We start from the raw sequence: 22,493 nt of genomic DNA, 5'->3' as shown, positions 1-22,493 counted from the left end.
CAACATGGCTGGAGCTCTTGCGCTCAGAGTACGAAGTGATCCCCCGCGGCGCGGACCGTGATCTCGCCGATCGAAACGCCCCATGGCTGGTCGATCGCATGCAGGATCGCATCGGCGATGTGCTCCGGGGCGAGCGAGACGTAGTCCATCTCCTCCGGATCGAGGGCGGCGGCGGGCAGGCTGCCGTCGGTCATCGCGCCGACCATCTGCTGGAACGCCGGCATGTTGGCCCCCAGGATCCCGACCACCGCCTCGCGATTGATCACCGACGCGCCGAGACCCGTGGCGGGCACGCCGGTGGGCTTCACGGTGGTGACCTTGATCTTGCCGCGCGTCTCGAGCCGGAAGGACTCCGAGAGGAAGTTCACGGCCGCCTTGCTGGCGCCGTAGACCGCCGCGCCCGCCACCGGGAAGTTGCCGTAGATGGACGAGACGTTGATGATCTGCCCGCGGCCCGCCGCGATCATGGGATCATAGGCGGCGACCATGCCGTTCAACACGCCCTTGATGTTGATGTCGATGCAGCGCGTCCAGGCGGCGTGGGCCGCCGCGTGGTCGGAGAAGAACGCCAGCGGCATGATCCCGGCGTTGTTGACCATCACGTCGACGCCGCCGAAGGCGGTGACGCTCGCCTGGACCAGCGCGACGAGGTCCTCCAGCCGGGTGACGTCGGCCGAGAGCGCCTGGGCCTGGCCGCCGGCCGCCAGGATGCTCTGGACGGTCTCCCGCGCCCCAGGCTCGTTGATGTCGCCGCAGGTCACCCGCGCGCCACGGGCGGCGGCCTTCTGCGCCACCAGCCGACCGAACCCGCCGCCGGCGCCGGTGATAACGACGGTCTTGCCCGCGACGTGCTCACCCATGCGATGCTCTCCCTCCTCCGATGCCCAGTGTGTCTCGGGAGAGTTCAGGCCGTCGCGACAATAGAACGGCCCGCTACAACCCCAGCACCATCTTCGCCATGATGTTGTGCTGGATCTCGTTGGACCCGGCGTAGATCGAGGTCTTGCGGTAGTTGAAGTAGGTGGGCGCCACCGTGGCCGAATAGTCCTGGCCGGCGCGGAAGTAGTTTGCGCCGTCGCCCTTCAGGTGGCTCCAGGTGTCCTGTACGAACGGCTGGGCGTAGAGCCCGGCCGCCTCCAGCGCCAGCTCGGTGATCGCCTGCTGCATCTGGCTGCCTTCCAGCTTCAGCATGGACGAGACCGCGCCCATGGCGTCGCCGTTGGCCCGGCCGGAGAAGATCCGCAGCTCGGTGGCGTTGAGCGCCTCGACCTTGATCTCGACCTCGGAGAGCTTTTTGCGGAAATCCGGGTCGCTCATCATCGAGCCGCCGCCGTCGGACCGCTCGATACCCGCGATCTTCCGCACCTTCTTGAGCTGGGCCGAGAGGCCCGGCGCATAGGCGTTGCCGCGCTCGAACTGCAGCAGGTACTTGGCGTAGGTCCATCCCTCGCCTTCCTTGCCGATCCGGTTGGAGACTGGGACGCGGACGTTGTCGAAGAAGGTCTCGTTGATCTCCTGCTCGCCCTCCGCCGGGCCGTCCAGGGTGACGATCGGGCGGATGGAGATGCCCGGGGTCTTCATGTCGATCAGCAGGAACGAGATGCCCTTCTGGCGGATGTCCTCGTTCGAGGTCCGCACCAGGCAGAACATCCAGTCGGCCCACTGGGCCAGGGTCGTCCACGTCTTCGAGCCGTTCAGGACGTAGTAGTCGCCATCCCGCTCGGCCTTCAGCGCCAGCGACGCCAGGTCCGAGCCCGAGCCGGGCTCGGAATAGCCCTGGCACCACCACACGTCGGTGGAGAGGATCTTGGGCAGGTGCTGCTTCTTCTGCTCGTCGGTGCCGAACGCCATCACGACGGGCGCGCACATCTTCAGGCCCATGTTCGAGGTGGAGGGGGCGCCGGCCAGCGCCATCTCCATGTCGAAGACGTACTTCTTGCCCAGGCTCCAGCCCGTGCCGCCGTACTCGACCGGCCAGTCGGGCGCGATCCAGCCCTTCTCGCCCAGCCGCTTCAGCCAGCGGACCTGGGCCTCCTTGTCGAGGTGGTTGTTCTTCGACTGCGAGAGCTTGGCCCGCATGTCGTCGTCGAACGCCTCGGCGATGAAGGCGCGCACCTCCTCGCCGAAGGCGAGGTCCTCAGGGGAGAAATCCAGGTCCATGGCGGTCAGCCCACGCCGTCGAGGTATTCGATTTCGGGACGGCCCGCGAGCACGCCGGCGAACTTCGGGCCCGCCGCCTTGAAGTAGTCGGTGCCGCCATGGTGGGTCAGGGCGTCCTGATCCTTGTAGAGCTCCAGCACCTTGTAGACGTTGGGCTCCGTGCGGCTTTTCACCAACTGGTAGGCGATGTTGCCCGGCTCGTTGGCGCGCACCTGCTTGGCGAGTTCGGTGAAAAAGGCCTCGAACTCAGCCGTCTTGCCTTCCTGAATGGGCAGTTTCGCGATCACGCCAATGGTCATGCCGTCCCTCCAACAGATGTTTGAATGGACGGTAGAGGCGCAGGCGGGCGCGGGCAAGCGCGACGTGCGCCATCCCGCCGTGCGTGACGTCGCAGAGTATCGCTAGCGGCGCTCGTTCCAGCCGTAGGCGACCCAGTGATGGCCGCCCAGGTGACGGGCCTCGATCACGCCGTCGGGGGCGCGCCGGGCGCGGACCTTGCGGCGGGCGCGCATGGCGAGCGCCGCGAAGCCGAGCAGGGCGGAGGCCATCACGGCGATCACCGCCACCGTGGCGGCGGCGAAGACGGCGAGGACGGCGCCGACGATCACGGCCCCGGTCGTGGCGAGCGCAGCGCCGACGGCGGCCAGGCTGCGAAGGGCGGAACCCTCAGGCGCGGCGAAGTCCTTGACCATATCAGCTCCTCAGCGGGCGGCGTCCGCCGATCCGTGAAAGATGCATGTCAGCACACTGGTTCCCGACGTCAACTGCCGATGCGTCGGGAAAGCGACGCCAGGGCCTCATGCCGCACCCTCCAGGGTCATGGACTTCCGCTCGCGCACGATCTGCGAATAGGCGGCGTTGATGCTGGCGGCCTTGGCCTCGGCCACCTCGATGAATTCGGCAGGCAGGCCCCGGGCGCGGGCGCGATCGGGGTGCGCCTGGGACAGCTGGGCGCGCCAGGCGGACCGCACGGCCTCGTCGGAGGCGTCCGGCGCCAGGCCCAGGATCACGTAGGGGTCGTCGTTGGCGGCGCCCAGGTGGGTGGCCTTCAGCCGGCGGAAGGTCAGGGGCGACAGGCCGAAGAGCTCCGCCACCCGTTCGAGGTAGGCCAGCTCGTCACCGGTCACCACGCCGTCGGAGGCGGCGATATGGAACAGGCCGTCCAGCACGTCCTCCAGCAGCTGCGGGCAGGCGCCGTAGCGTTTGCGCAGCCGGCGGGCATAGCCCTCGAAGCCGCGCGTGGTCTGCCGGGCCAACTGGTAGAGCCGCCGGATGTTGCCCTCGCTCCCGGCGTCGGCCTGGAACACGGTGTGGAAGGCGTCGTACTCGGCCGCACGCGCCTCGCCGTCGACCTTGGCCAGCTTGGCGCCGAGGGCCGTCACCGCCGTGGAGAATGCAGGATCTTCGCCCGGAAGGCCGGGCGGGCAGACATCGCATTCCGCCTCATCGACCTTGCGCGCCGCCAGGCCGGCAATTTTGCGCCAGAAGGAAAAGGGCTCTTTCAGGGGGTTTCTTTCCGTTCCAATTTCCCAATAACTTCAATGACGTATTGAAGTCTCAGCGTCCAAGGTGTTTCGTCCCATTGCCCCATCCCCCGGGCGATTTTGTAGGACGAGTTGTAGGACGCAGCCATGACGAAAGCCACCGTCACGGACAGGGAAGTCCGCGCATTCAAACCCCACGTGAACGCAACAGGCGTCCTTGTTCGCCGGCTTGCGGTCGGCGGAGGGCTGTTCTTCGAGATCACCGCGGCGGGCCACCGCCACTTCATTCACCGGTTCCAGTGGCAAGGAAAAGGCGCCGAGCGCGCGATCCCGGGAACCTACCCTGACGAGATCAGCCTCGCAGATGCGCGTGCGCTCCGCGACGCCGACCGTCTGTTGTTGCGTGAGGGCAAGAAGCCCGGAGCATCGGAAGAGCTTGGCGGTGTCGACGCAGTCTCGCCCACGTTCGCCGGCTGGGCAAAGGAGCATGCGGACGCGCTGGCTCCTCCAAAGGGTCGCAAGGACTGGCTGCGGCAGATGACCGTTACCACCGCCAAGTTCGGGACTCTTTTGATCGACGAGATCAAAGCCACGGACGTGAAGGCGCTGCTGCAGCCCTACTGGTACGCCACCCCAACCCAGGCCGTGGTGATCTGCCAGCGCGTGAGCCGTGTATTGAAGCACCGTCATCGCAACACTCGGCCCGACGAACCCTTCGCAAACCCGGCAGACCCGGCGCTGATCGGCGACATGATGGGTCGACGCCGTAAACACATTACCAAACACCACCCTTCGTTAGCCTACGAAGAGGTTCCCGCCTTCATGGCCGAGCTACGCGCCGACCCCCTGATGAGCGCAAGGATCGTCGAGTGGGCGATCCTGACGGGCGTGCGGATCGGCAAGGAGGCGACCCACGCCCGTTGGGGAGAGATCAATTGGCAACGCCGCACATGGACCGTGCCGGCGAGCCGAATGAAGATGGAAGACGACAAGCGAGGTGAGGCGCACGAAGTCCCGATCACCCCGGGTATGGCGCGCCTGCTCCGCCAGGTTCGGCCTTGCCGCAAGCCAAACCCAAAATCGTTGATCTTCCCAAGCGCACAGACGGGCAAGGCCTATACCCACCACGCGGTGTGGAAGCGGGTGAAGCGCATCAATCCCACGGTCACGACCCACGGCTTCCGGACCTCACTCGTGGGGTGGGGTTCGGCGATCCCGCACGGGCCTTACCCACCGTTTGATCGGGAACTCATGGAAACCTGTATCGCCCACCGCATCGGGGGCCAGACAAGCGCTGCCTACTTGCGGGACCGGTGGCTTGCGCGACGGCGGCCCGTGATGAGGGCTTGGTCGAAATGGTGCTTCCCCACGCGGCCTCCCAACATCGTGCCCATCCGCCGCGCTGCTTAGAGTTCGCGAGCGCGCGTCGCGAAGGTTTGTCGTCCATCGCTCAGGTCGCTGGCTGAGGCCAGGCCCGCCGCGCCGTATGCTCAGACCCCGGCCCGGACCACTTCCCGAACGGCGTGGGTCAGAGCGCTCAGATCCTCATCGCAGATGATGTAGGACGGCGTGAGATAGACGACACGGCCCATGGGCCGAATCCAGCAGCCTGCCCCCGCAAAGCGGCGGCAGAGGTCGCCCGCAGGTAACGCGCCCTCGAACTCCACCACGCCGATCGCCCCCTTCACGCGCACGTCTTTCACTCCCGCCGCGCCTCGGCAGGGCGCTAGGCCCTCTACGAGGCCAGCTTCGATGCGCGCGACGTCGGTGCGCCACCCGCCGCCCTCGAACAAGTCGAGCGACGCGTTCGCCGCGGCGCAGGCCAAAGGATTTGCCATGTAGGTCGGGCCGTGCATCAGCGCCGCGCCAGCGTCGTCGGACCAGAAGGCCTCGAACACCGTCTTTGAAGCGATCGCTGCGGACAGGGGCAGCGTGCCGCCAGTCAGCGCCTTGGACAGGGTGACGATGTCGGGCGTGACGCCCGCGCCCTGGCAGGCGAAAAGGTCGCCCGTCCGGCCGAAGCCCACGAAGATCTCGTCGAAGATCAGCAGAAGGTCATGGGCGTCCGCCAGCCGGCGCAGCCGCCGCAGCACCGCGTCATCGTGGAAGAGCATGCCGCCGGCGCCCTGAACCCGGGGCTCCACGAGTATCGCCGCGATTCCACAGCCGACAGCGTCGAGCAGGGCTTCAAGGGCAGCCTCGGAGGCGTCGTCGACGGGAAGCGCGGCTATGTGCTGATCGGGCAGGACTCCGGCGAAGAGGCGGTGCATCCCTTCTTCCGGGTCGCAGACCGTCATCGTCGCCAGGGTGTCGCCGTGATAGCCGCCCAGGAAGCCCAGGAACTGGGTCTTTCCGGCGACGCCACGGTTGATCCAGTACTGAAGCGCCATCTTCATCGCGATCTCGACCGAGACCGAGCCCGACTCGGCGAAGAACACATGGTCGAGGTCGCCAGGCAGCAGGCCCGCGAGGCGCGCGGCGAGGCGGTACGCCGGTTCGTGCGCCAGGCCCCCGAACATCACATGCGGCGCCCGATCAAGCTGGGCCGCGACCGCCTCGCGGATGTGCGGATGATTGTAGCCGTGACACGCAGTCCACCACGACGCGATGCCGTCCACGAGTTCGCGACCATCCTCAAGGATGATGCGCGCGCCTTGCGTGCGTGCGACCGGGAGCGGCGGCGGTGCAGTCTTCATCTGGCAGTAGGGCCGCCACACGTGCTGGGCGCCCGGGTCGAACCATGAGGGAGGCATGCCACCCTCTATCAAAGGCGCCGCCGGGGAAGCTAGCCGACGCAGCGGCGCCTCGATAAGACGCGCGCCATGCAAGATAGCCTGATCCGGTTCGCCGAAGCCAAGCTCGATGGCTTGGCTGCTCAGTGTCTCATGCGGACGCTCAGGCCCACCTTCCGGAAAGATGGCGTCGAGGTCGAGCGCGACGGCAAACGGCTCGTCTCCTTCTCGTGCAACGACTACCTGGGACTCTCGCAGCATCCCGCGGTGAAAGCCGCAGCGATCGCGGCCATCGAGCGATACGGGGCCGGCGCCGGCGCCTCGCGCCTGGTCACCGGCGAACACCCCTTGTTGGGTGAACTCGAAGCGCGGCTCCTGCGCTTGAAGGGCGGCGAGGCCGCTTGCGTCTTCGGCTCCGGCTATCTTGCCAACACCGGCCTGATCCCGACGTTCGTGGGGCCGGGCGACCTTGTCCTCGCCGACGAGCTTGCACATGCCTGCATCTGGGCCGGCTCCAAGCTCTCTGGGGCAACGACCCTTGGCTTCCGCCACAATGACATAGACGACCTCGCCGCCAAGCTGGGCGCCCACCGCGGCCGCGCCAGACGCGCTCTGGTCGCGACCGATGGTGTCTTCTCGATGGATGGCGACCTCGCTCCGCTGGACGAGATCAGCGCCCTCTGCCGCAACCACGACGCCTGGTTGCTGGTCGACGATGCCCATGGTCTGGGCGTCGTGGGCGGCGGGGCCGGAACGGCGCGGCTGTTTCCGGACGCCACCGTGGACTTCGCCATGGGGACGCTGTCGAAGGCCGCCGGCGGCTACGGCGCCTACATCTGCGCGGCCGCGCCCGTCATCGATCTCATCAAGACCCGCGCGCGGACCGTCGTCTACACAACGGGTTTGCCGCCCGCGAGCGCCGCCGCGGCGATCGCCGCCCTCGATGTGATCGCCTCGGAGCCGGATCGCGTCGCCGCGCCGCTCGCGCGCGCCCGTCGCTTCACCACCGCCCTCGCGCTCCCACCCGCAACGAGCGCTGTAGTCCCCATCCTTCTTGGAGAGGCCAACGTCGCACTGGCAGCCGCCGCCGACCTCGAAACGAAGGGCCTGTTGGCCGTTCCGATCCGGCCACCGACGGTTCCCGCGGGCACGGCGCGGCTTCGGATCGCTTTCAGCGCCCTGCACACGGAGGCGCACGTGGATCGCCTCGCCGCCGCGGTCCGGCCCTGGCTTTCGCGATGACCACGAAGACGCTCTTCGTCGCCGGAGCCCACACCGAGATCGGCAAGACCTGGGTGGCCTGCGCGCTGCTGCGCGCGGCCCGGGCCGAGGGCCTGAGCGTGGCGGCGGCGAAGCCCGTCGTATCGGGGTTCGACGAGGCTCGATGGGCGGACAGCGATCCGGGGCGGCTCCTGGCAGCGTGCGGCGCGGAGCTGACCCCTCCGGCTTTGGACGAGATTTCACCCTGGCGTTACCAGGCTCCAGTCGCGCCGCCTTCCGCCGCGCGGCTCGAAGCGCGCGCCCTCCCCTTCTCTGAGGTCGTCGCCTACGCGCGCCAGCGCGTCTCGACCAGCGGCGCCAACCTCATGGTCGTCGAGGCAGTGGGCGGTCTGATGTCGCCCTTTGCGGACGGGGCGACCAGCCTCGACCTCATGACCGCGATCGGCGGGCCCAACGTCCTCGTGGTGGGGAGCTATCTCGGCGCGGTGAGCCACGGCCTGACGGCGCTGGAGGTGTTGCGGGCGCGACAGCTGCGTCCCGCGGCCCTCGTCGTCAGTGAACGTGGAGCGGCCGACGACCTGCCCTTGGAAGGGACCCTTGCGCTCCTGCGCGAACACGTGCGCGACCCTCCGGTCATCGGAGCTCCAACCCACAGCTGCGATTGGGCGCGCGCGGTCCTGACGCTCTCGTCGAACTGACCGAGGTCAGGTTCAGAAGTCGAAGCGCATCTGCTGGGCAATCGCCTTGGCGTGCTGCGAACGGCGACGCGGAGATTGCCGGGCGGCTGGTCGAGGTGGCGGAGGCGTGGGGCGCCCTTCCGGCACGCCCTTCGCCGCTGATGGCGGCTCAGGCTCCGATGAGCGCCCCGCGACGGGCGGCTCCGGCCAGGGCGCGCGCCGGTCATCCCGCGACGCCTGCCAGGCCGCGATCTCGCTCTCCCGATAGCCGACCCGCCCCGGCGAGATGGCGTAGGGCATCGGAAAGTCGCCGCGTTGCTGTAGACGCCAGGCCGTGGTCCGGCTGAGACTCGTGCGACGGGCCACCTCCTTCCACGCGATAAGGCATCCCATTGGCGCGGCAGGGTCGAGGCGGTCCTTCCAGTGTCCCATCTCAGGTCTCCTGGACGGGTGAGGCCCGCACGCGGCGCACCGCCGTGCGTTGCGTCGCGGCCCAGGCCTTGAGGGCGCCGCGCGGGTACCAGGGTTTGTTCCTGATATGCTGGCAGGGCGGGCCGTCCCCACCGACCGACCACAGCCTAGCCAGGGTCGCGGGCTTCAGGCGGATATTGAATCGCGCGAGATAGGCGGAGGCTTCGACGCGGCTCAGCATGTCGTCGTCGCGTTCGGCCTCCACAGCACCGACCTGACCGTCCAGCACGCTCATCGGCCACCTCCCCGGCAGTCGACGGCGCTGCGCACCCGTCGACCTGCCGAGAGCGCCAAGTAGCAGTCGACGACGCTCGCGACGTACTGCTCGGTCTCGGCGATCCGCGGCACTCGCCCGAGCCGCGCGACCCGTTCGGGCCCGGCGTTGTAGGCGGCGAGCGCGAGCCGCACGTCCCGGAAACGCAGGAGTTGGCGGGCAAGGTAATCCGCACCGCCCTGGACGTTCGCGCCCGCGTCGAACCGATCCGCTACACCGAGATCCCGCGCGGTCGCCGGCATGAGCTGGGTGAGGCCCCCGGCTCCGGCCGGGGAGACGGCGCGCACGCGGTATGCGCTCTCGACCGTGACGAGGGCGTGCAGCAGCTTGGGATCGATCCGGTGGCGCAGCGCCGCTTCGTCGATGGCGGCCGCGAAGGGCTGCTCCGCGTCGGGCAGGCGCGGGTCCTGCTCCAGTGCACCAGACGCCGCCACGACCGGCGTCGGGACCGGGGCCGCGAAGATGGCGCCGCCTGCGGCACGCCAGTCCGGTCCCGCCGTCGCCGGGGTCCCGGCTAGGGCGGCCGCCAAGCCGATCAGGGTCCACCACCTCACCATCGCACTACCTCCGCGTAGACGCCGTCGATGTCGCTGGTCCTCACCGGCCCAAAGTAGCGGCCGTCGAAACTGGTGGGCGTGTCACCCATGACCAGCAGCTCGCCCGCCGCGAGCGGCCGGCAACCGCGCCACTGCGGGAGCCGCTGGCCAAGGCGATCGCGATCACGCACACGCGCCGCGCCCCGAGGCCAGGTGAGGACATCCGATCGGCGGCACACCGGCGCTCCGGCCATCGCCGCCACACGCTTGAGGAGCCGCGCCTCGGGGCCTGCGCCGAGGGTCACCAGATAACCCCGCGCCGCGGGCGGTGGACGCACAGCGACGATGACGCCGATCCGGAGGGGGTCCTGGGATCGGACGTAGATGCCGGTCGGCACGCTCGGACTTTCATTGACGACGAGCCAGGCGCCGGGCGCCGCACTGGCGGAGCCCGAGGCCAGCAACGTGATCGCGGTGGCGATGCCGGCTGTTCCGCGCCGCGTCATGGCCGGTAAGGCTCGAGAATGAGGTCGCGGGTGACGAGGACCCGCACGCGTGCGCCTTGGGCGAGGCGGATCACAGGTCGCACATCAAGCTCCCGGTCGATCAGCTTGCCGCCGATTTGGGCGGCCTCGATCGCTGCGGCGTCGCCCGCGTCACCCAGCAAGCCGCCGGACTCGTGGTCCCGGTCTCGGGCGGCTTGGCCGAGCGTGGTGATCGCGCCCGCGAAGAGGGTGGCCACGGCGAGGGAGCCCAGCCGCCGGTCAACCCGGCCCTTCACCCCCACCGCGCCCTGCGCGTCGACGCCCGGCTCCTTGGCGAGCACGAGGCTCTTTCCGTTCGGGAGCAGGAGACGCTCCCAGACGATCACGGCGCGCGTATCGCCGTAGCGGCTCTCGCCCTCGTGGCGGCCCAGGAGGCGCGAGCCCTGCGGCACGAGGAGGTGCCGGCCGGTTACGGTGTCGAACAGGTTCTCGGTGACCGCCGCCACCACGGGTCCGGCGCGCGACGTGTCGATGGCCGTGAGGAGGGCCGCCGGAAGTGCACTGCCCGCCTTGATCTCATAGGGACTGATGGGCGCCAGCAGGGCGTGCGTGTTGTAGACCGCCGCATAGTCCCGCGAAGGTGCTCCATCTCCGCTAGCGGGCGCCGGGGTTCCGGCGGATGTGTCGCCCGCGAAGAAGAGCGCCGAGGCGCGGGCCTCCGGCCCTTGGGTCCGGGGCGCGGGTGGCGGCTGCGGCGGCGCCGGGGTTCCTGCCTCAGGGGTGGATCGCTCCACGTCCGGCTTCGCGCCGAGGGTTCGCGGCGGCGGCAGCCTGTCCAGCTGGGCGTAGTTGGCGGGGCCGTCCGTCACCCGCTCGCTCGGTCGCACGGCGCCGCGCACTTCGCTGGGTTCGGCGCGGCGGGCGGCCTGGGCGTTGGCGCGAAGTTCGGGCTGGACCACGAACGCCCAGGCCAGCGCGCCGGCCACCAGGCCGGACGCGCCCATCACCAGCACGCTCACGAAGCTGCGCCGAAGCCGGATCACCTTCGGCCGTGGCGCGCGGGCGTCGAGCGGCGCGATCGGCGCCTTCGGGGGGATCGGGGGATCCTGGGGTACCGCGGTCATGAAGCGCCTCCACTGCGCTCGATGCGGACGACCTGGCCCTTACGGCCGCCGACGCGGAGCTCGGCCGCCTCCAGCACGCGGTCCACGACCCACAGGCCACGCTGCTGGCGATAGTTGACGAGCTGCCGCTCGCCGCTCGGGCTGAGGACGAACAGCGCCGGCGCCTCGGCGGAGCCCACGGCTGGCGGGAAGGTCAGGAAGGTGCGCACGCCGTCGGTCATGACGGCGGTGGGCGTCCACACGGGCGGGCGTCCCTTGGGGCGGATCCGGTAGCCCGCGTCGAGGGCTCCCTGCGGCGTCACCAGCGCCGCCTCGGCGCTGGGCGGCGGCGCCTGCGGCGCCCGCGCCCCCTGGGCCAGCAGGGCCGCCAGATCCCAGGTCACGACCGGGTTGAAGGCGTCCGCCGCGCCGCTCCGCAGCTGAAGAAGGTAGATGCGCCGCGACGTCGCCAGGACGAGGTTGGTCTCGAGATTGCGCTCGAGCGGCTTGATCATGACGTGGGCGCGGCGGGTCGGCCCTTCGCCGGACTCGGTCTCGCCGATCTGCCAGCGCACCGTGTCGCCGGCGGCCTTGGAGATCACGCTCTCGCCCGGCGAGAGGCTGAGCGTCGTGACCCGCAAGGGCGCCGTCCACACCTCGTAGATCCGACCAGGCTCGTAGTCGAAGACCTGCACGCCGCCGAGGAAAGCCTTAGCCCGCGAGGTCTCGCGGGCCTCGACGTTGGCGGCGGCTATCGCGGCGCGGCCTTGGGGCGCCGCCTGCTCTCTCATCGCCGCGGCGCTGCGGTGTCGCGCGGGCGGGTTGGGGATCGGCACCATCGCCGAGACCGCGGGCGACGGGAAGAACGGTTGGGCAGGCGGCGCCACGGCCGTCTCGGCCTGCGTCGCCGTCGCCGGCTCCGGCTCGGCCGCCATGGCCGGCAGCGGCTTGGATCCGGCCGTCGTCACGCCCAAGCGGGCGAGTTCGGCGCAGCCGCCAAGCGCGAGCGCCACGAGAGGAAGGATCAGGAGGCGTCGGGGGTCCATGACACGTCCTCGATGCGGATTCCGAGCGGGTTCTTCAGCAGTTCGGCCTCGGTCTTCGGGGCCTGGAGGCGGAAGGTGATCAGCGCTCGCCAGCGGGCCTGGCTCGCCTGCTGCCCGTTGACGAAACGGGTCTCGCGCCACTGCAGGTCATAGGTGCGGGCGCTTCGCCGCACGACGTTCAGGATCTCGACGGCGGTGGCCTCGCGTCCCACCTCCGCGAAAGGGTCGTTGGTCTGCGCCCAGGCGTTCAGGAAGGCGGCGGCGCGCGGCGTGACGAGGTCGTAGGCCGCCAGCCAGTTTTGCCGGATTACCACCGGGTCGACGGACTTGCCCCGGACGTTGCGCACCCAATCGGCGAGCGCGCGCCCGACCTGGGCTTCGGTCGGCTCATAGCGCTGGTCCAGCGCGGTGATCCGTTGGGTCTGGCCCCACTGGCTGACCTCGACGACGAAGGGCTTCACCACCGCCTGCTGGGCCTGCATCCACCACCCCGCCCCCAGGAAGGCGGCGACCGCCAAGTTCGCGAACGCCATCCGCCGCCAGTTGCGGGCATGCGCCAGGGTGAGGCCCATGCGTTCGTCCCAGACCTGTCCTGCGCGCTGGTAGGGCGTCGCCTCCGGCGCGGCGGAAAGCGTGCGCTTGGGTCGGAAGAAGACGTGCATGGTTCAGGCCTCCTCGTCCTTCAGCTGCGGCGCGAGTGCGCCCGAGGTCTCGTTGCCCGGAAGCAGTCCCCGGCTGGCATTGGCGACGAAGAAGGCCTGCAGGGCGGCCTGGCGGCCCGACCGCGACGCCTGCGGCGGCCGATGTTCGGCCTTGAGCGCGGCAGAAAAGTCCCGGCGGGCCGCCTCGGTCTCGCGGGCGATGTGGGGCGGCTCCTCCGATGGCCCGGGGCCGCCCGGCGCCGGCCCCGCGTCCGGCTTCGCACCCTGGGTTGGGGGACCGGCGTCAGGGGCAGGCCGCCAGCGGGCCGGCGCCTCGGAGACGCCTCCGGCCGAGGGGGAAGGCGATCCTGGCGCCCCGCGTGGCGGATTGTCGTTCGAGGGTCGCGGCGGCGCGTTGCCGGGAGCGCTCGGCGGCCGCGCGGAGATTGCGCCGGCTGCGGCGCGCGACGGCCCCGCGATACGCGCCGCAGCCGCGCCCAGGCCTGTCGCGCCGGCGACTGCGGCCGCCGCAGCGCCGCCCACCGCAAGTGCGCCTGCGGCTGCGGAGCCCGCGCCGAGCGCCGGGCCACCCGTCACGAGCGCCGAGGCCAGGTTGGGGATGAAGAGCGCCAGCATGGCCAGCAGGAGGGACGCCGCGAGGATCGCCAGCGCCTCGTAGAGGTCGGGGTTGGCCGAGGGCTGCAGTTGGTCGAACACCGAGCGCGAGCCGGACACCACGATGGCCAGCGCCAGCACCTTCAGTCCCGAGGAGACCACGAAGCCCAGCGGCCGCTCCGCCAGGAACGATGACTTCGACCAGATGCCGAAGGGCAGGAGCACGAACCCGCCCAGGGTCACGATCTTGAACTCGAGCAGGGTGACAATGATCTGAAGCGCCAGCACCGCGAAGGCGAGCATGATCCCGATCATCGCCAAGCCCAGGATCAGGGCGTCGGTGAGGTTGCCCATGACGTCGAGCGGGTTGTTGACGGGCGCCGGCGTCTCGCCGAGCGCCTTCACGATCTGCCAGCCCTGCTCGAGCACCTCGCCTGGATTGAGGAAGTCGGCGCGCGAGAGGTTGCCGCCGCCGGCCCTCAAGCCGAGATCCACGAAACCCGATTGAATGACGAGGCTAAGGTTCTCCCAGTCATTGATCAGGTAGGCGAAGGCGCCGATGAGCAGGACTTTCGCGAAGCCGCTCGCCAACACTTCGCGGTTTGACGACAGGGCCCACTGGATCCCCGTCAGCGCCACCACGAGGGCGATCATCAGCGCGAAGACACCATTCACCGGCCCCTGAAGCGCCGCGAAGCCCGATGAGATGGTGTTCGAGAACACCACCATCAGGTCGTTGGGCGTCTGCATGCTGACGTCGGCCATCGTCGTGCCCTCAGCGCCGCGGCGAATACGGATCGAAGTCGGGATTCGGAACTGACGTGCTCTCGCGTCCCCAGAACTGCCGCCTCGCCTCGGCGCCCGCGACACGCTCGGCCGATCGGCGTGCGCTCTCTGCTGCAAGCAGCCGGGACTGAGCCATCAGGAGCGTGCGCATGGACCCGAGGTCCTCCGCCAGGACCGCGAGCACCTGGGTCGAGGACTGGATGGCGGCAGTCTGCCCCTCGGCGCCCTTGCTCGCGTTGAGCGCCCCTTCCAGCCGGCCGGTGCGGCCACGGCTGAGCCGTTCCAGCTCGGCGGCGGTGCGCGCGAGGTCGAGGGCCGTTTCCCGGGCCTGGGCGTTTCGCGCCCGGTTCTGCTCGAGCGCCTTCTTCGGATCGAGGCCGTCGACCGTCGCCGGATAGATCCGCTCGAAGTCGCGCTGCAGGCCATCGACGTCCGAGGCCACGCCCTTCACCGCGCGGGCGAGTTCGCCGATGTCCCGCAGGGTCTGCGACGTCTCGCCGAGATGACTGTAGGGCGAGGCCGCCAACTCGCGCGCCTGGTTGGCGAGGCTGCGCGCCTCATTGGCCAGGCTCTCCAGTTGCCGGGCCGCCTGGAGCGCATTCTCCAGGTGGTTCTTGGGATCGAACACGACCTGCTGCGCCTGCGCGGGCTTCGGATCCGAGCAGGACCCGAGCACCAGCACGAGCGGCGCCAGCGCGCCGACCCAGCTATTCCGCGGCGAGCGCGGGCGCGGCGAGGCTGTCGAAGAGGCGGTCGACATCGGTGAATCCCTTGGCTGCGAGGAAGGCGCGCGCGAAGCCGGTCGGGCCCGCGCGGGCGAGGACCTGGTCGATGAGGGTCTGGTCTTCCGGCGAGGCCGAGCCGCAGAGCGCGAGACCGGCTCCAGAAAGCTTGAGATCGAAGAGCCGGCGGCCCTGGGGCTGGCGCCAGTAGTAGGCGCGCTTGGGCGTCGCGAAGGCGATCAGCTCGAGCTGGCGGCGGTTGAGGCCGAAGGCCTGGTAGAGCGGCGCCGACGCGGGCTCCAACGCCCTCGGGTTGGGCAAGAACACCTGGGTCAGGCACGACTCGATCAGGCTGGCCGCGATCGAGGAGGCGGCGACGTCCTCTAGCGACTGCGTTGCGAACACCACGGCGACGCGCCGCTTGCGCAGCGTCTTCAGCCACTCGCGGATCTTCGCCGCGAACGCCGTGTCGTCCAGGAATAGCCATGCCTCGTCGAGAACGAGCAGCGTCGGGCGACCGTCAAAGTCGCGCTCGAGCTCATGGAACAGCGCCCCGAGTGTCGGGCCGAGGGCCGAGCGCGTGGCCATCAGGCTTTCGAGTTCGAACGTGTCGAACGGGCTTGGGTCGAGCGTTTGGCCGGCGCCGTCGAGCAGGCCGCCGTGGGGTCCCTTCAACGTCAGCGGCTCCAGCGCCGCGGCCACCGATCGGTCCTGCACGAGAGCGCAGAACACAGTCAGCGAACGTTGATCTGCCGGTGCATCCGCGAGCGCGCCGAGGGCCCGCCAGACCTCATCCCGCAGTCCTGGCGTCACCTCGACGCCGGCCTTCGCGACCGCATCGCCGATCCACTCCGCCGCCCAGGCCCGCTCGGCAGGCCCGTCCACACGCGCCAGGGGCTGCAGCGCGATGTCGGCGCCCGGCTCCAGCGCCCGCCACGCGCCGCCGCAGGCCAGGGTCACGGCCCGCGCGCTTCGGCCCTTGTCCAGGAAAACGACCCGCGCACCGGGGTAGCGGAACCATTGGAGGGCGAGGAAGGCGAGCAGCGCGCTCTTGCCCGAACCGGTCGGGCCCACGACCATAGCGTGGCCGACGTCTCCCACGTGCAGGACGAGCCGGAACGGCGTCGAGCCCGTCGTCCGCGCCACGGCGAGCGGCGGGCCGGCCAGGCATCCGTCGGCCGAGGGCCCGGCCCAAACGGCCGAGACCGGCAGGAGATCGGCGAGATTGAGCGTGCTGATGAGCGGGCGGCGCACATCGGCGTAGGGCTCGCCAGGCAACGACCCCAGCCAGGCCTCGACCGCGTTCAGATCTTCCACCCGCGCCAGGAACCCCTGGGCGTTGAGGACCGCCTCGACCGCCCTCGCCTTCTCCGCGGCCTGCGCAGCGTCCGCGTCGAGCAGGGTGACGGTCAGGGTGAGATAGCCGAAGGCGCAGGCTTCCGCGCCCAACGCCGCCAGGGCGCCGTCGCACTCATCGGTCTTGCCGGCGGCGTCGGTGTCGAGGAGCGGGACCTCCTCCTTGGTGATCGCCTCCCGCAGCAGGACGCCCACGCCCTTGCGCTTGGCGAACCAACGCTTGCGCAGCCGCACGATCTCACGTTCCGCGTCCGTCTTGTCGAGCCCGATCCAGCGGGCAGTCCAACGGTAGGCGAACGGCAGAGCCGACAGTGCGTCCAGCAGGCCCGGTCGGGTGGCCGCCGGCAGCGCGCGGACCGAGACCATCTTCAACGTCTGTCGCCCCAACCGCGGGCCGAGGCCCCCTGTGAGCGCCTCGTCGGCCAGAGCCGCGTCCAGGAAGGCGGGGCAGGCCTGCGGATCGACGTCGTGGGGCCGCGTCGACACGCTCGCGTGCAGCCAGGCCAGGAGCTCGGCGTCGCCCAGAGGCTGGGCCTCTGGAAGCGTGTCGGCCAGGAGGTCCATCACCGCGTCGGCGTCGCGTTGGAACCGTTCCAGGGCCGCACGCCAGTCGCGATCACCTTTTTCCAGCCCGTCGAACAGCAGCCTCTCCATGCGCCGCGTCTCGTCCGCCGGCGGCAGCCAGGTCAGGCTGAGGCGGAAGTCCGTCTCGAAGGCGGGCTCGGCGTCCTCGAACGCCGCCTGCCGTTCGGCGTCCACGAGGAGCGCGGCGGCGAGCGGAAAGTCGGTCTGCGGATAGGGATCGGCCGCCCGACGGCGCGCCTCGACGTGCAGGCACCAGCCGCTGCCGAGCCGCCGCAGCGCATTGTTGAGCCGGGCGCGGACGGCCATCAGTTCGTCCTCGGTGGAGGACTCCAGGTCGGGGCCCCGGAATCCCAGGGCCGTTAGGAGCGAGCCGTCCTTGTTTAGGATCACGCCCGGGGCCACCAGCGCCGCCCAAGGGAGGTGGTCGGCCAGGCTGGCCGGACGGCGACGGGCTTCGTCGAGGAACCGCATCACCGCCTCACACGTCCAGGTGCCCGGGACGGGCGAGATGGCGGCGCAGCACGTCGAAGAAGCGCTTGTCGGCCCGCGCGACGTAGAGGCCAAGCGCGTGAGCCACCGCCCACCACCCGATCCCGAGCCACCAGATCCGTAGGGCCAGACCGAGGACGAGCGCCACCGTGCCCATCACCACCGCGTAGTCGCGGGGCATCCCCGCCAGCAGAACGGGCTCGGCGAGGCCTTGGGCGACCGGCAGATCCCAGCCTTCGCGATGCAGGGGGTCCCTCATCACGCGATTTCCGCGCCGCCGGCGAAGCCGAAGAAGTCGAGGAAGAAGGTCGAGGCCGCGAAGGCGATGGAGAGCCCGAAGAGGATCCCCAACCCGCGCCGCATGCCGGAGCCGCTTTCGCTCATTGCGATCCCGGCCCCGAAGATCACCACTGCGATCACCGCGGCGGCCTGCACGACCGGGCCCGTGACGGACTCGACGATCTGCTGCAGGGGTCCCTCCCAGGGCATCCCCGCCCCGCCGGCCCAGGCCTGCCCGGCGGCCATCAGGCCGCACGTCGCCGTCGCGACCGAAAGGCCGCGTGAGAAGAGCTTGCGCATCCATGCAATCCCGAGCGCTCCATCGCGCTATGGTTGCAATGTCAGCGCCAGACGATTCGTATTGTCAACTGCGATCTGTGGAAAAATATTGTACGTTTTCCGCGCGTTATTTGCACGTCACGGACAAGTCTCCCGCGCGTCGCCGACAACCTGCGATCCCCAAGGGAAAACGCGCGAGCGGCGAGCCGACCACCGGACGAAGGGCCCGCGCAGCCCGCCGCAAACGCTCCGGGACTACGGCCACAATCACGCCCGGACGCAGGGCGCAGGTCGGCCTTCAAAGGGTGGCAGCCGTGAAATGAGGCGAGTGGGCGCGCGCTAGGCCGGCACGACGCGGTAGCCGCTGCCGCCTTCGGCCTTGTCCCGGACCAGTAGGCCCTCGACCCGACGCGCGGCGCCGGCGCGCTGAATGTGCACGATCAGGTCGACGGCCTGGGCGATGAGGCGCCGCGGGGGATTTGCCGTTACCTCTGCCAGCAGGTCCTCGAGCCGGAACAGCACCTCTTCGGCGGAGTTGGCGTGCACCGTGGTGACGCCTCCGGGATGGCCCGTGTTCCAGGCCTTGAGGGTTTCGAGCGCCGCCTGGCCCTCCCGCATCTCGCCAATGACGATGCGGTCGGGCCGCATTCGCAGCGCGTCGCGCACCAGGTCGGCGACCGTGATCGGCCGCGGGCGCCGGCGTGTGAGCACAGCGACGAGGTCCCAGGCTGAGCACTGCAGCTCGGGCGTATCCTCGATCAGGAAGACACGGTCCGCGGCGAACGCCGGTTCCGCCAGGATCGCGTTTGCGAGCGTCGTCTTCCCGGACCCTGCCCCGCCCGAGATGACCAGATTGCGCCGCGCGGCCACGGCCTCGCGCAGGATCTCCGCGTGGCGCTGGCTCAGAATGCCGATCTCCACGTAGGCCTCGAGCGACCAGATCACCGCGGGACGCTTGCGCACCGAGAAGGCCGGCTGGGTCGTGACCGGCGGCAGGAACCCCTGAAAGCGCTCCCCCGTCGGCAGCACGCCCGCGAGCCGGGGATCCTCTCGGGTGATCGGCTCGCCAACATAGTCCGCCACCAGCCGGATCACGCGTTCCCGGGCCTGAGGGGTGAGGCGCACCTCCAGCGGCTGGCGGCCCTCGCCGAGCCGGTCGATGATCAACCGTCCATCCGGATTGGCGAGCACCTCGACCACATCCGGCTCGCCGAGCGCCGTCAGGATCTCCGCGCCGAGGGCGTGATCCAACGCCTCGCGTTTGCGGGCGTCGGCGAGGGCTTCGGCGCTCATTCCGCCGCCAGGATGGTGCGCGCCTCCGAGCCAGCGGGCGCCTCGGCGACGCGGCCGCCGCCGTTGGCGATCCGATGCGCGGCGGCGTCCAGCAGCCGTTCGATGCGCACCTCGACGGCGGCGCGCAGCACCGGGTCCTGGTCGGCGGTCGTGTCGGGCAGCCGCGTGAAGAAGGCGCGCGCAAATTCGACCAGCAGCTCCTGGACGATGGTCATGTCGCGCGCCGTGGCGCGCATGTGGTCGCGAAGATCGCGGTCCAGCGCCTGCAGCCGATCCTCCGGGTCGGCGTTCGGGCGGCGCTGAAGCCCCCGCGCGATGGCCTGCTCGGCCGCGCGACTGAGCGTCATCCGCCCCGCCCTCGCCTCTCGCCGCAGCGCCACCTCGGTCTTCGGGTTCTCGAAGTAGACCTGCACCCGGGGCGTCGGTCGGTCGTCCAGCCTAGCCATTGCGCCGTCCTTGCAGCTGATCGAGCACGGCCTCCTGGGCCGCATAGTCGTGGGCCACCCGCTCGTAGATCTCGGCCGCCTTTGCGACCGCCTTCTTCTCGTCCATGGCGGCGGCGACTTCCTTGAAGAGCGGGAGGCTGGCCGTGAGGTCTTCTCCCAGGGCGCGGCGGCCCGCCCACGGGTGCGCCATGCGCCCCGGCGTGTCGATGCGCTCGTCCACCGGCGCAGGCACGGCCGCGCGGCTGCGGAAAGGCTCCCGCGCGTCATAGCGAACCTTGCGGGTTCTCATCGGTTTGTGGCCCGCGACGAAGACCAGCTGTTCGTCGTCGGCCAGACCGCGGATCTCACCGGGCTCCAGAAGCGGTCGCTCGACCTCCGAACGCGAAACGCTGCTTCGGCCCGCCCCCAGGCCGGCCGGGCCACTGCGGGTGGTGCGGACTTCGGAGATGGTGCCGGTCAGCCTGGAGACCTTGTCCTGGGTCCGCGGATCCAGCGCGGCGAAGGCCGTGTAGACGAAGCAGTTGTCGAGGATGGTGTTGTTCGGGCCATAGGTCTCGACGATGTCGTTGAGGCTCTGGGCCACGAACATCGTCTTCAGCCCGTAGCCGCTCATCAGGCGCAGGCTCTTCTCAAAGAACTCGACCCGGCCGAGCAGCGGGAACTCGTCCATCGCCATGAGCAGCCTGTGCCGCTTCGGTCGCCCACCGGCATCGGTCTTCTCATGCGCCGTCAGACTCTGCGCCGCCGCATAGAAGAGGAGCCGCACCAGCGGCTTCAGCGCCGCGGCGTCGGCGGGCGCCACCTGGACGTAGAGGCTCACGGGCGCGGTCGCGCACATCAGGTCGCCCACCGCGAAGTCCGAGGCCGAAAGGCAGCGTTCCACATCGTCGCCGGCGAGCCACTTCAGGTACGAGCGCGCGGTGCCCTGAACAGACGTACGAAAGCGGTCGTGCATCGCCGCGTAGCCCTTCACGGCGGTGCGGACGAACGGATGCGTCTCGGGCTCGCCACCGGGGCCGACCCGGTGTTGCGTGCGCAGCATTGCCTCGGCCGCCTCGTCGAGATCGGCCAACAGCTCGCGCACTTTCAGCAGCGTCTTGTCGGTGTCTTCGGAAGCGTAGAGCACGTGAAGAATGACGGCCTCGAGGATCTCCGAGGCCGACTTGTCCCAGATCGCCTCATCGTCCCTCACACCCCCGGGGTCGGACAGGATCGCGACCAGGCGCTGGACCTGTGCGAGCTCCGTCGCGCCCGGCTGGATTTCGGCCAGCGGGTTCCACCGCGCCGACTGCAGCTCGCGTGGATTGAAGCGTAGCGCATGGGAGAAGCTGCTGCGCCATCCCGCCGTGGTCTCCCAGAGCTCGCCCTTCGGATCGTGCACCATGGCGCTCTCGGTCCAGCTCAACAGGCTGGGCACGACGTGGCCGCGGCCCTTGCCGCTGCGGGTGCCGCCGGTGACGAGGGTCGGGCGGAGGTCGGCCGTGATGAGGAGTCGCCCGTGCAGTTCACCGAGAACGCAGCCGGCCTTGGCGAGAAGGCCCGCCTCCCTTGCCTCGGCGCGTCCGCCCCAGCCACGCGCCCGCCGCGCGGTAGGCTCGCCACCAAAAAGCACCGCAAGGCCGAGGCCGCCTGCGGTCCCGAGCAGGACCAAGGAGCCGGCAGCCGAGAACACCTTTGGAGCCTGATCGGCAAAGGCCGCGCGCCACGCGACCACGCGCCAGGGCGGGTAGAGAACGAGGTCGCTGGAGACGGTGAGTCCAGGACCCAGGGCGGACGACCAAGCGAAGGTCCAGCCGACGAACTGGGTGGCGGCCTGGAGGCCTAACGCCACGCCAAGGACCCCACCTGCTACGCGAAGACCCGAACCCAAGACACTGCACCCGCGGCAGGTTACTGATATCCACAGAAATGACGACAACTCGACGAATGTTCCAGCGAACACCGTCGGGGTCTATGTTTTCGGAATACTCGGAAGAACGGCTGCGCAATCACGGCAGAAATCCTGCCGAATGGCGCATTTCGCACCGGTCGAACCCGTATTGCGAGGGAGGCAACACGCTTAGCACCGCTTGATCGCGCGCGGCGTGCCGCCTACTCCACGATAAGTCGCGTTGGCCTCGGGACGATTGCCATGGTTGCGAAGGACCCAGACCACCATGTCTTTGCCGAACTTGCGCCCCTCATCCTCAAGCCTTTGCGGAAACTGCGGGGCATCCGTCCGCCAGTGATGGCGCAACGCATGGGCATCTCGACGCGCGCCTATCAGGATTTCGAGAACGGCACGACCGGCCTGCTGCTCGCGCGCGTCGCGCGCTTCGCCGAAATTCTCGAGGTTGACCAGAACGCAATCGTGGCCGCTTTCCTGCTGCGCAAGCCGCGCATCGCCCACGTCTTCGCGCAGAACAAGTTCATGCTGATCCAGTCCAGCGCCGTCGACGAGTTCGATGACGCCACGCAGGATGCCGTCGCCGCCGTGGACCCGCTCACCGTGCTCGACGCTCACATGCAGCTGTACGACCAGTTGGCGGAGTTGGGCAGAACTCAGATCCGCGCAATGCGTGGTAAGGGGCCTCCGAAGGCATAGCGCCCGCCGGCTTTCCGGGCTCCAAGCTTCACTGAGGCGCCCCGTTCTATTGTTGATCTTTCGGACGGAGCATGGCGACCGGAGATCGCACCGGCCGCGCGACCCGCGGCCGCGCGCACGCTCAGCAACCCGAAGGTCACCCCGGCCACGAAGAGCGTCGCAGGCCCGCGCGCCAGAAGCGAAGCCACCGGCAGGTCGCCCCAAGGGCGACGAAGGTGCTAGGCAGCCC

At 69.7% G+C, this 22,493-nt stretch carries 25 protein-coding genes; 4 read left to right on the top strand and 21 right to left on the bottom strand.

Going from position 1 to position 22,493, the window contains the following annotated elements:
* Positions 1–23: 23 nt before the first annotated feature.
* From AX721_RS10110 to AX721_RS10090, 5 genes are all read right to left on the bottom strand, one after another.
* Positions 24–860 carry an SDR family oxidoreductase gene (locus AX721_RS10110; protein ID WP_068875890.1) on the bottom strand — a complete coding sequence of 279 codons (837 nt, stop codon included), beginning with the start codon at positions 858–860 and terminating at the stop codon, positions 24–26.
* A gap of 73 nt (positions 861–933) precedes the next feature.
* Positions 934–2,160, bottom strand: coding sequence for an acyl-CoA dehydrogenase family protein (locus AX721_RS10105; RefSeq protein ID WP_068875889.1), 1,227 nt, complete (start codon positions 2,158–2,160; stop codon positions 934–936).
* A gap of 5 nt (positions 2,161–2,165) precedes the next feature.
* Entirely contained in the window at positions 2,166–2,459 is a 294-nt protein-coding gene (locus tag AX721_RS10100; RefSeq protein ID WP_068875888.1) for a putative quinol monooxygenase, read from the bottom strand.
* Positions 2,460–2,561: 102 nt separating this feature from the next.
* Entirely contained in the window at positions 2,562–2,852 is a 291-nt protein-coding gene (locus tag AX721_RS10095) for a hypothetical protein (protein WP_068875887.1), read from the bottom strand.
* Between the two features lie 105 nt (positions 2,853–2,957).
* Positions 2,958–3,665, bottom strand: a complete 708-nt coding sequence (locus AX721_RS10090) for a DnaJ family molecular chaperone (protein WP_082765737.1) — start codon at positions 3,663–3,665, stop codon at positions 2,958–2,960.
* A gap of 126 nt (positions 3,666–3,791) precedes the next feature.
* Here AX721_RS10090 and AX721_RS10085 point away from each other — a divergent pair, with 126 nt between their 5' ends.
* Positions 3,792–5,054 carry a site-specific integrase gene (locus AX721_RS10085; protein ID WP_068875885.1) on the top strand — a complete coding sequence of 421 codons (1,263 nt, stop codon included), beginning with the start codon at positions 3,792–3,794 and terminating at the stop codon, positions 5,052–5,054.
* A gap of 80 nt (positions 5,055–5,134) precedes the next feature.
* Here the strand turns inward: AX721_RS10085 and AX721_RS10080 are convergent, their stop codons facing one another.
* On the bottom strand, positions 5,135–6,397 hold the full coding sequence (locus AX721_RS10080; RefSeq protein WP_068875884.1) for an adenosylmethionine--8-amino-7-oxononanoate transaminase: 1,263 nt from the start codon (positions 6,395–6,397) through the stop codon (positions 5,135–5,137).
* A 69-nt stretch (positions 6,398–6,466) separates the two neighbouring features.
* On the opposite strand from AX721_RS10080, the gene bioF reads away from it, so the two are divergent.
* Positions 6,467–7,618 (top strand): 8-amino-7-oxononanoate synthase, encoded by a 1,152-nt coding sequence (gene bioF / locus AX721_RS10075; RefSeq protein WP_068875883.1) that lies wholly within the window; start codon positions 6,467–6,469, stop codon positions 7,616–7,618.
* Positions 7,615–8,295, top strand: coding sequence for a dethiobiotin synthase (bioD, locus tag AX721_RS10070; protein ID WP_068875882.1), 681 nt, complete (start codon positions 7,615–7,617; stop codon positions 8,293–8,295). The genes bioF and bioD overlap by 4 nt, the downstream gene beginning before the upstream one ends.
* Before the next feature lie 12 nt (positions 8,296–8,307).
* On the opposite strand, the gene AX721_RS26790 is transcribed toward bioD, so the two are convergent.
* The 15 genes from AX721_RS26790 to AX721_RS10000 form a co-directional block, all read right to left on the bottom strand.
* Positions 8,308–8,667, bottom strand: a complete 360-nt coding sequence (locus AX721_RS26790; protein ID WP_082765646.1) for an AlpA family transcriptional regulator — start codon at positions 8,665–8,667, stop codon at positions 8,308–8,310.
* A 40-nt stretch (positions 8,668–8,707) separates the two neighbouring features.
* Positions 8,708–8,980 (bottom strand): hypothetical protein, encoded by a 273-nt coding sequence (locus tag AX721_RS10065; protein WP_068875881.1) that lies wholly within the window; start codon positions 8,978–8,980, stop codon positions 8,708–8,710.
* Entirely contained in the window at positions 8,977–9,576 is a 600-nt protein-coding gene (locus AX721_RS10060; protein ID WP_068875880.1) for a lytic transglycosylase domain-containing protein, read from the bottom strand. Before AX721_RS10060 ends, AX721_RS10065 begins: the two co-directional genes overlap by 4 nt.
* Entirely contained in the window at positions 9,570–10,061 is a 492-nt protein-coding gene (locus AX721_RS10055; RefSeq protein WP_068875879.1) for a S26 family signal peptidase, read from the bottom strand. The genes AX721_RS10060 and AX721_RS10055 overlap by 7 nt, the downstream gene beginning before the upstream one ends.
* Positions 10,058–11,164 (bottom strand): TrbI/VirB10 family protein, encoded by a 1,107-nt coding sequence (locus AX721_RS10050; RefSeq protein WP_068875878.1) that lies wholly within the window; start codon positions 11,162–11,164, stop codon positions 10,058–10,060. The genes AX721_RS10055 and AX721_RS10050 overlap by 4 nt, the downstream gene beginning before the upstream one ends.
* Positions 11,161–12,189 carry a TrbG/VirB9 family P-type conjugative transfer protein gene (locus AX721_RS10045; RefSeq protein ID WP_068875877.1) on the bottom strand — a complete coding sequence of 343 codons (1,029 nt, stop codon included), beginning with the start codon at positions 12,187–12,189 and terminating at the stop codon, positions 11,161–11,163. Before AX721_RS10045 ends, AX721_RS10050 begins: the two co-directional genes overlap by 4 nt.
* Positions 12,168–12,851 (bottom strand): conjugal transfer protein TrbF, encoded by a 684-nt coding sequence (gene trbF / locus AX721_RS10040; protein WP_068875876.1) that lies wholly within the window; start codon positions 12,849–12,851, stop codon positions 12,168–12,170. The genes AX721_RS10045 and trbF overlap by 22 nt, the downstream gene beginning before the upstream one ends.
* Before the next feature lie 3 nt (positions 12,852–12,854).
* Positions 12,855–14,210 carry a P-type conjugative transfer protein TrbL gene (trbL, locus tag AX721_RS10035; RefSeq protein ID WP_231733368.1) on the bottom strand — a complete coding sequence of 452 codons (1,356 nt, stop codon included), beginning with the start codon at positions 14,208–14,210 and terminating at the stop codon, positions 12,855–12,857.
* Between the two features lie 10 nt (positions 14,211–14,220).
* On the bottom strand, positions 14,221–14,991 hold the full coding sequence (locus tag AX721_RS10030; RefSeq protein WP_231733367.1) for a conjugal transfer protein TrbJ: 771 nt from the start codon (positions 14,989–14,991) through the stop codon (positions 14,221–14,223).
* Complete coding sequence (gene trbE / locus AX721_RS10025; RefSeq protein WP_068875875.1) at positions 14,939–17,365, bottom strand: conjugal transfer protein TrbE; 2,427 nt, start codon at positions 17,363–17,365, stop codon at positions 14,939–14,941. The genes AX721_RS10030 and trbE overlap by 53 nt, the downstream gene beginning before the upstream one ends.
* A 7-nt stretch (positions 17,366–17,372) precedes the next feature.
* Entirely contained in the window at positions 17,373–17,642 is a 270-nt protein-coding gene (locus AX721_RS10020) for a VirB3 family type IV secretion system protein (protein WP_068875874.1), read from the bottom strand.
* Positions 17,642–17,962 (bottom strand): TrbC/VirB2 family protein, encoded by a 321-nt coding sequence (locus AX721_RS10015; RefSeq protein ID WP_068875873.1) that lies wholly within the window; start codon positions 17,960–17,962, stop codon positions 17,642–17,644. Before AX721_RS10015 ends, AX721_RS10020 begins: the two co-directional genes overlap by 1 nt.
* A gap of 318 nt (positions 17,963–18,280) precedes the next feature.
* Positions 18,281–19,234, bottom strand: a complete 954-nt coding sequence (gene trbB, locus AX721_RS10010) for a P-type conjugative transfer ATPase TrbB (protein WP_068875872.1) — start codon at positions 19,232–19,234, stop codon at positions 18,281–18,283.
* Positions 19,231–19,680, bottom strand: coding sequence for a hypothetical protein (locus AX721_RS10005; protein WP_068875871.1), 450 nt, complete (start codon positions 19,678–19,680; stop codon positions 19,231–19,233). Before AX721_RS10005 ends, trbB begins: the two co-directional genes overlap by 4 nt.
* Entirely contained in the window at positions 19,673–21,511 is a 1,839-nt protein-coding gene (locus AX721_RS10000) for a type IV secretory system conjugative DNA transfer family protein (protein WP_231733365.1), read from the bottom strand. The genes AX721_RS10005 and AX721_RS10000 overlap by 8 nt, the downstream gene beginning before the upstream one ends.
* Before the next feature lie 300 nt (positions 21,512–21,811).
* Here AX721_RS10000 and AX721_RS09995 point away from each other — a divergent pair, with 300 nt between their 5' ends.
* Positions 21,812–22,264, top strand: a complete 453-nt coding sequence (locus AX721_RS09995; protein ID WP_156467109.1) for a helix-turn-helix transcriptional regulator — start codon at positions 21,812–21,814, stop codon at positions 22,262–22,264.
* The last annotated feature ends 229 nt before the right edge of the window (positions 22,265–22,493 follow it).

The organism is Phenylobacterium sp. CCH9-H3 (assembly GCF_001557235.1).
GTDB lineage: Bacteria > Pseudomonadota > Alphaproteobacteria > Caulobacterales > Caulobacteraceae > Phenylobacterium.
The sequence above is the reverse complement of the archived record's forward strand: the minus strand, read 5'-3'. Positions and strand labels throughout refer to the sequence as shown.

What these genes read in the sequence shown, in the direction of transcription:
- AX721_RS10110 (WP_068875890.1), bottom strand. Translation starts at nt 860, where the DNA reads ATGGGTGAGCACGTCGCGGGCAAGACCGTCGTTATCACCGGCGCCGGC.
- AX721_RS10105 (WP_068875889.1), bottom strand. Translation starts at nt 2,160, where the DNA reads ATGGACCTGGATTTCTCCCCTGAGGACCTCGCCTTCGGCGAGGAGGTG.
- AX721_RS10100 (WP_068875888.1), bottom strand. Translation starts at nt 2,459, where the DNA reads ATGACCATTGGCGTGATCGCGAAACTGCCCATTCAGGAAGGCAAGACG.
- AX721_RS10095 (WP_068875887.1), bottom strand. Translation starts at nt 2,852, where the DNA reads ATGGTCAAGGACTTCGCCGCGCCTGAGGGTTCCGCCCTTCGCAGCCTG.
- AX721_RS10085 (WP_068875885.1), top strand. Translation starts at nt 3,792, where the DNA reads ATGACGAAAGCCACCGTCACGGACAGGGAAGTCCGCGCATTCAAACCC.
- AX721_RS10080 (WP_068875884.1), bottom strand. Translation starts at nt 6,397, where the DNA reads ATGCCTCCCTCATGGTTCGACCCGGGCGCCCAGCACGTGTGGCGGCCC.
- bioF (WP_068875883.1), top strand. Translation starts at nt 6,467, where the DNA reads ATGCAAGATAGCCTGATCCGGTTCGCCGAAGCCAAGCTCGATGGCTTG.
- bioD (WP_068875882.1), top strand. Translation starts at nt 7,615, where the DNA reads ATGACCACGAAGACGCTCTTCGTCGCCGGAGCCCACACCGAGATCGGC.
- AX721_RS26790 (WP_082765646.1), bottom strand. Translation starts at nt 8,667, where the DNA reads ATGGGATGCCTTATCGCGTGGAAGGAGGTGGCCCGTCGCACGAGTCTC.
- AX721_RS10065 (WP_068875881.1), bottom strand. Translation starts at nt 8,980, where the DNA reads ATGAGCGTGCTGGACGGTCAGGTCGGTGCTGTGGAGGCCGAACGCGAC.
- AX721_RS10060 (WP_068875880.1), bottom strand. Translation starts at nt 9,576, where the DNA reads ATGGTGAGGTGGTGGACCCTGATCGGCTTGGCGGCCGCCCTAGCCGGG.
- AX721_RS10055 (WP_068875879.1), bottom strand. Translation starts at nt 10,061, where the DNA reads ATGACGCGGCGCGGAACAGCCGGCATCGCCACCGCGATCACGTTGCTG.
- AX721_RS10050 (WP_068875878.1), bottom strand. Translation starts at nt 11,164, where the DNA reads ATGACCGCGGTACCCCAGGATCCCCCGATCCCCCCGAAGGCGCCGATC.
- AX721_RS10045 (WP_068875877.1), bottom strand. Translation starts at nt 12,189, where the DNA reads ATGGACCCCCGACGCCTCCTGATCCTTCCTCTCGTGGCGCTCGCGCTT.
- trbF (WP_068875876.1), bottom strand. Translation starts at nt 12,851, where the DNA reads ATGCACGTCTTCTTCCGACCCAAGCGCACGCTTTCCGCCGCGCCGGAG.
- trbL (WP_231733368.1), bottom strand. Translation starts at nt 14,210, where the DNA reads ATGGCCGACGTCAGCATGCAGACGCCCAACGACCTGATGGTGGTGTTC.
- AX721_RS10030 (WP_231733367.1), bottom strand. Translation starts at nt 14,991, where the DNA reads ATGTCGACCGCCTCTTCGACAGCCTCGCCGCGCCCGCGCTCGCCGCGG.
- trbE (WP_068875875.1), bottom strand. Translation starts at nt 17,365, where the DNA reads ATGCGGTTCCTCGACGAAGCCCGTCGCCGTCCGGCCAGCCTGGCCGAC.
- AX721_RS10020 (WP_068875874.1), bottom strand. Translation starts at nt 17,642, where the DNA reads ATGAGGGACCCCCTGCATCGCGAAGGCTGGGATCTGCCGGTCGCCCAA.
- AX721_RS10015 (WP_068875873.1), bottom strand. Translation starts at nt 17,962, where the DNA reads ATGCGCAAGCTCTTCTCACGCGGCCTTTCGGTCGCGACGGCGACGTGC.
- trbB (WP_068875872.1), bottom strand. Translation starts at nt 19,234, where the DNA reads ATGAGCGCCGAAGCCCTCGCCGACGCCCGCAAACGCGAGGCGTTGGAT.
- AX721_RS10005 (WP_068875871.1), bottom strand. Translation starts at nt 19,680, where the DNA reads ATGGCTAGGCTGGACGACCGACCGACGCCCCGGGTGCAGGTCTACTTC.
- AX721_RS09995 (WP_156467109.1), top strand. Translation starts at nt 21,812, where the DNA reads ATGGTTGCGAAGGACCCAGACCACCATGTCTTTGCCGAACTTGCGCCC.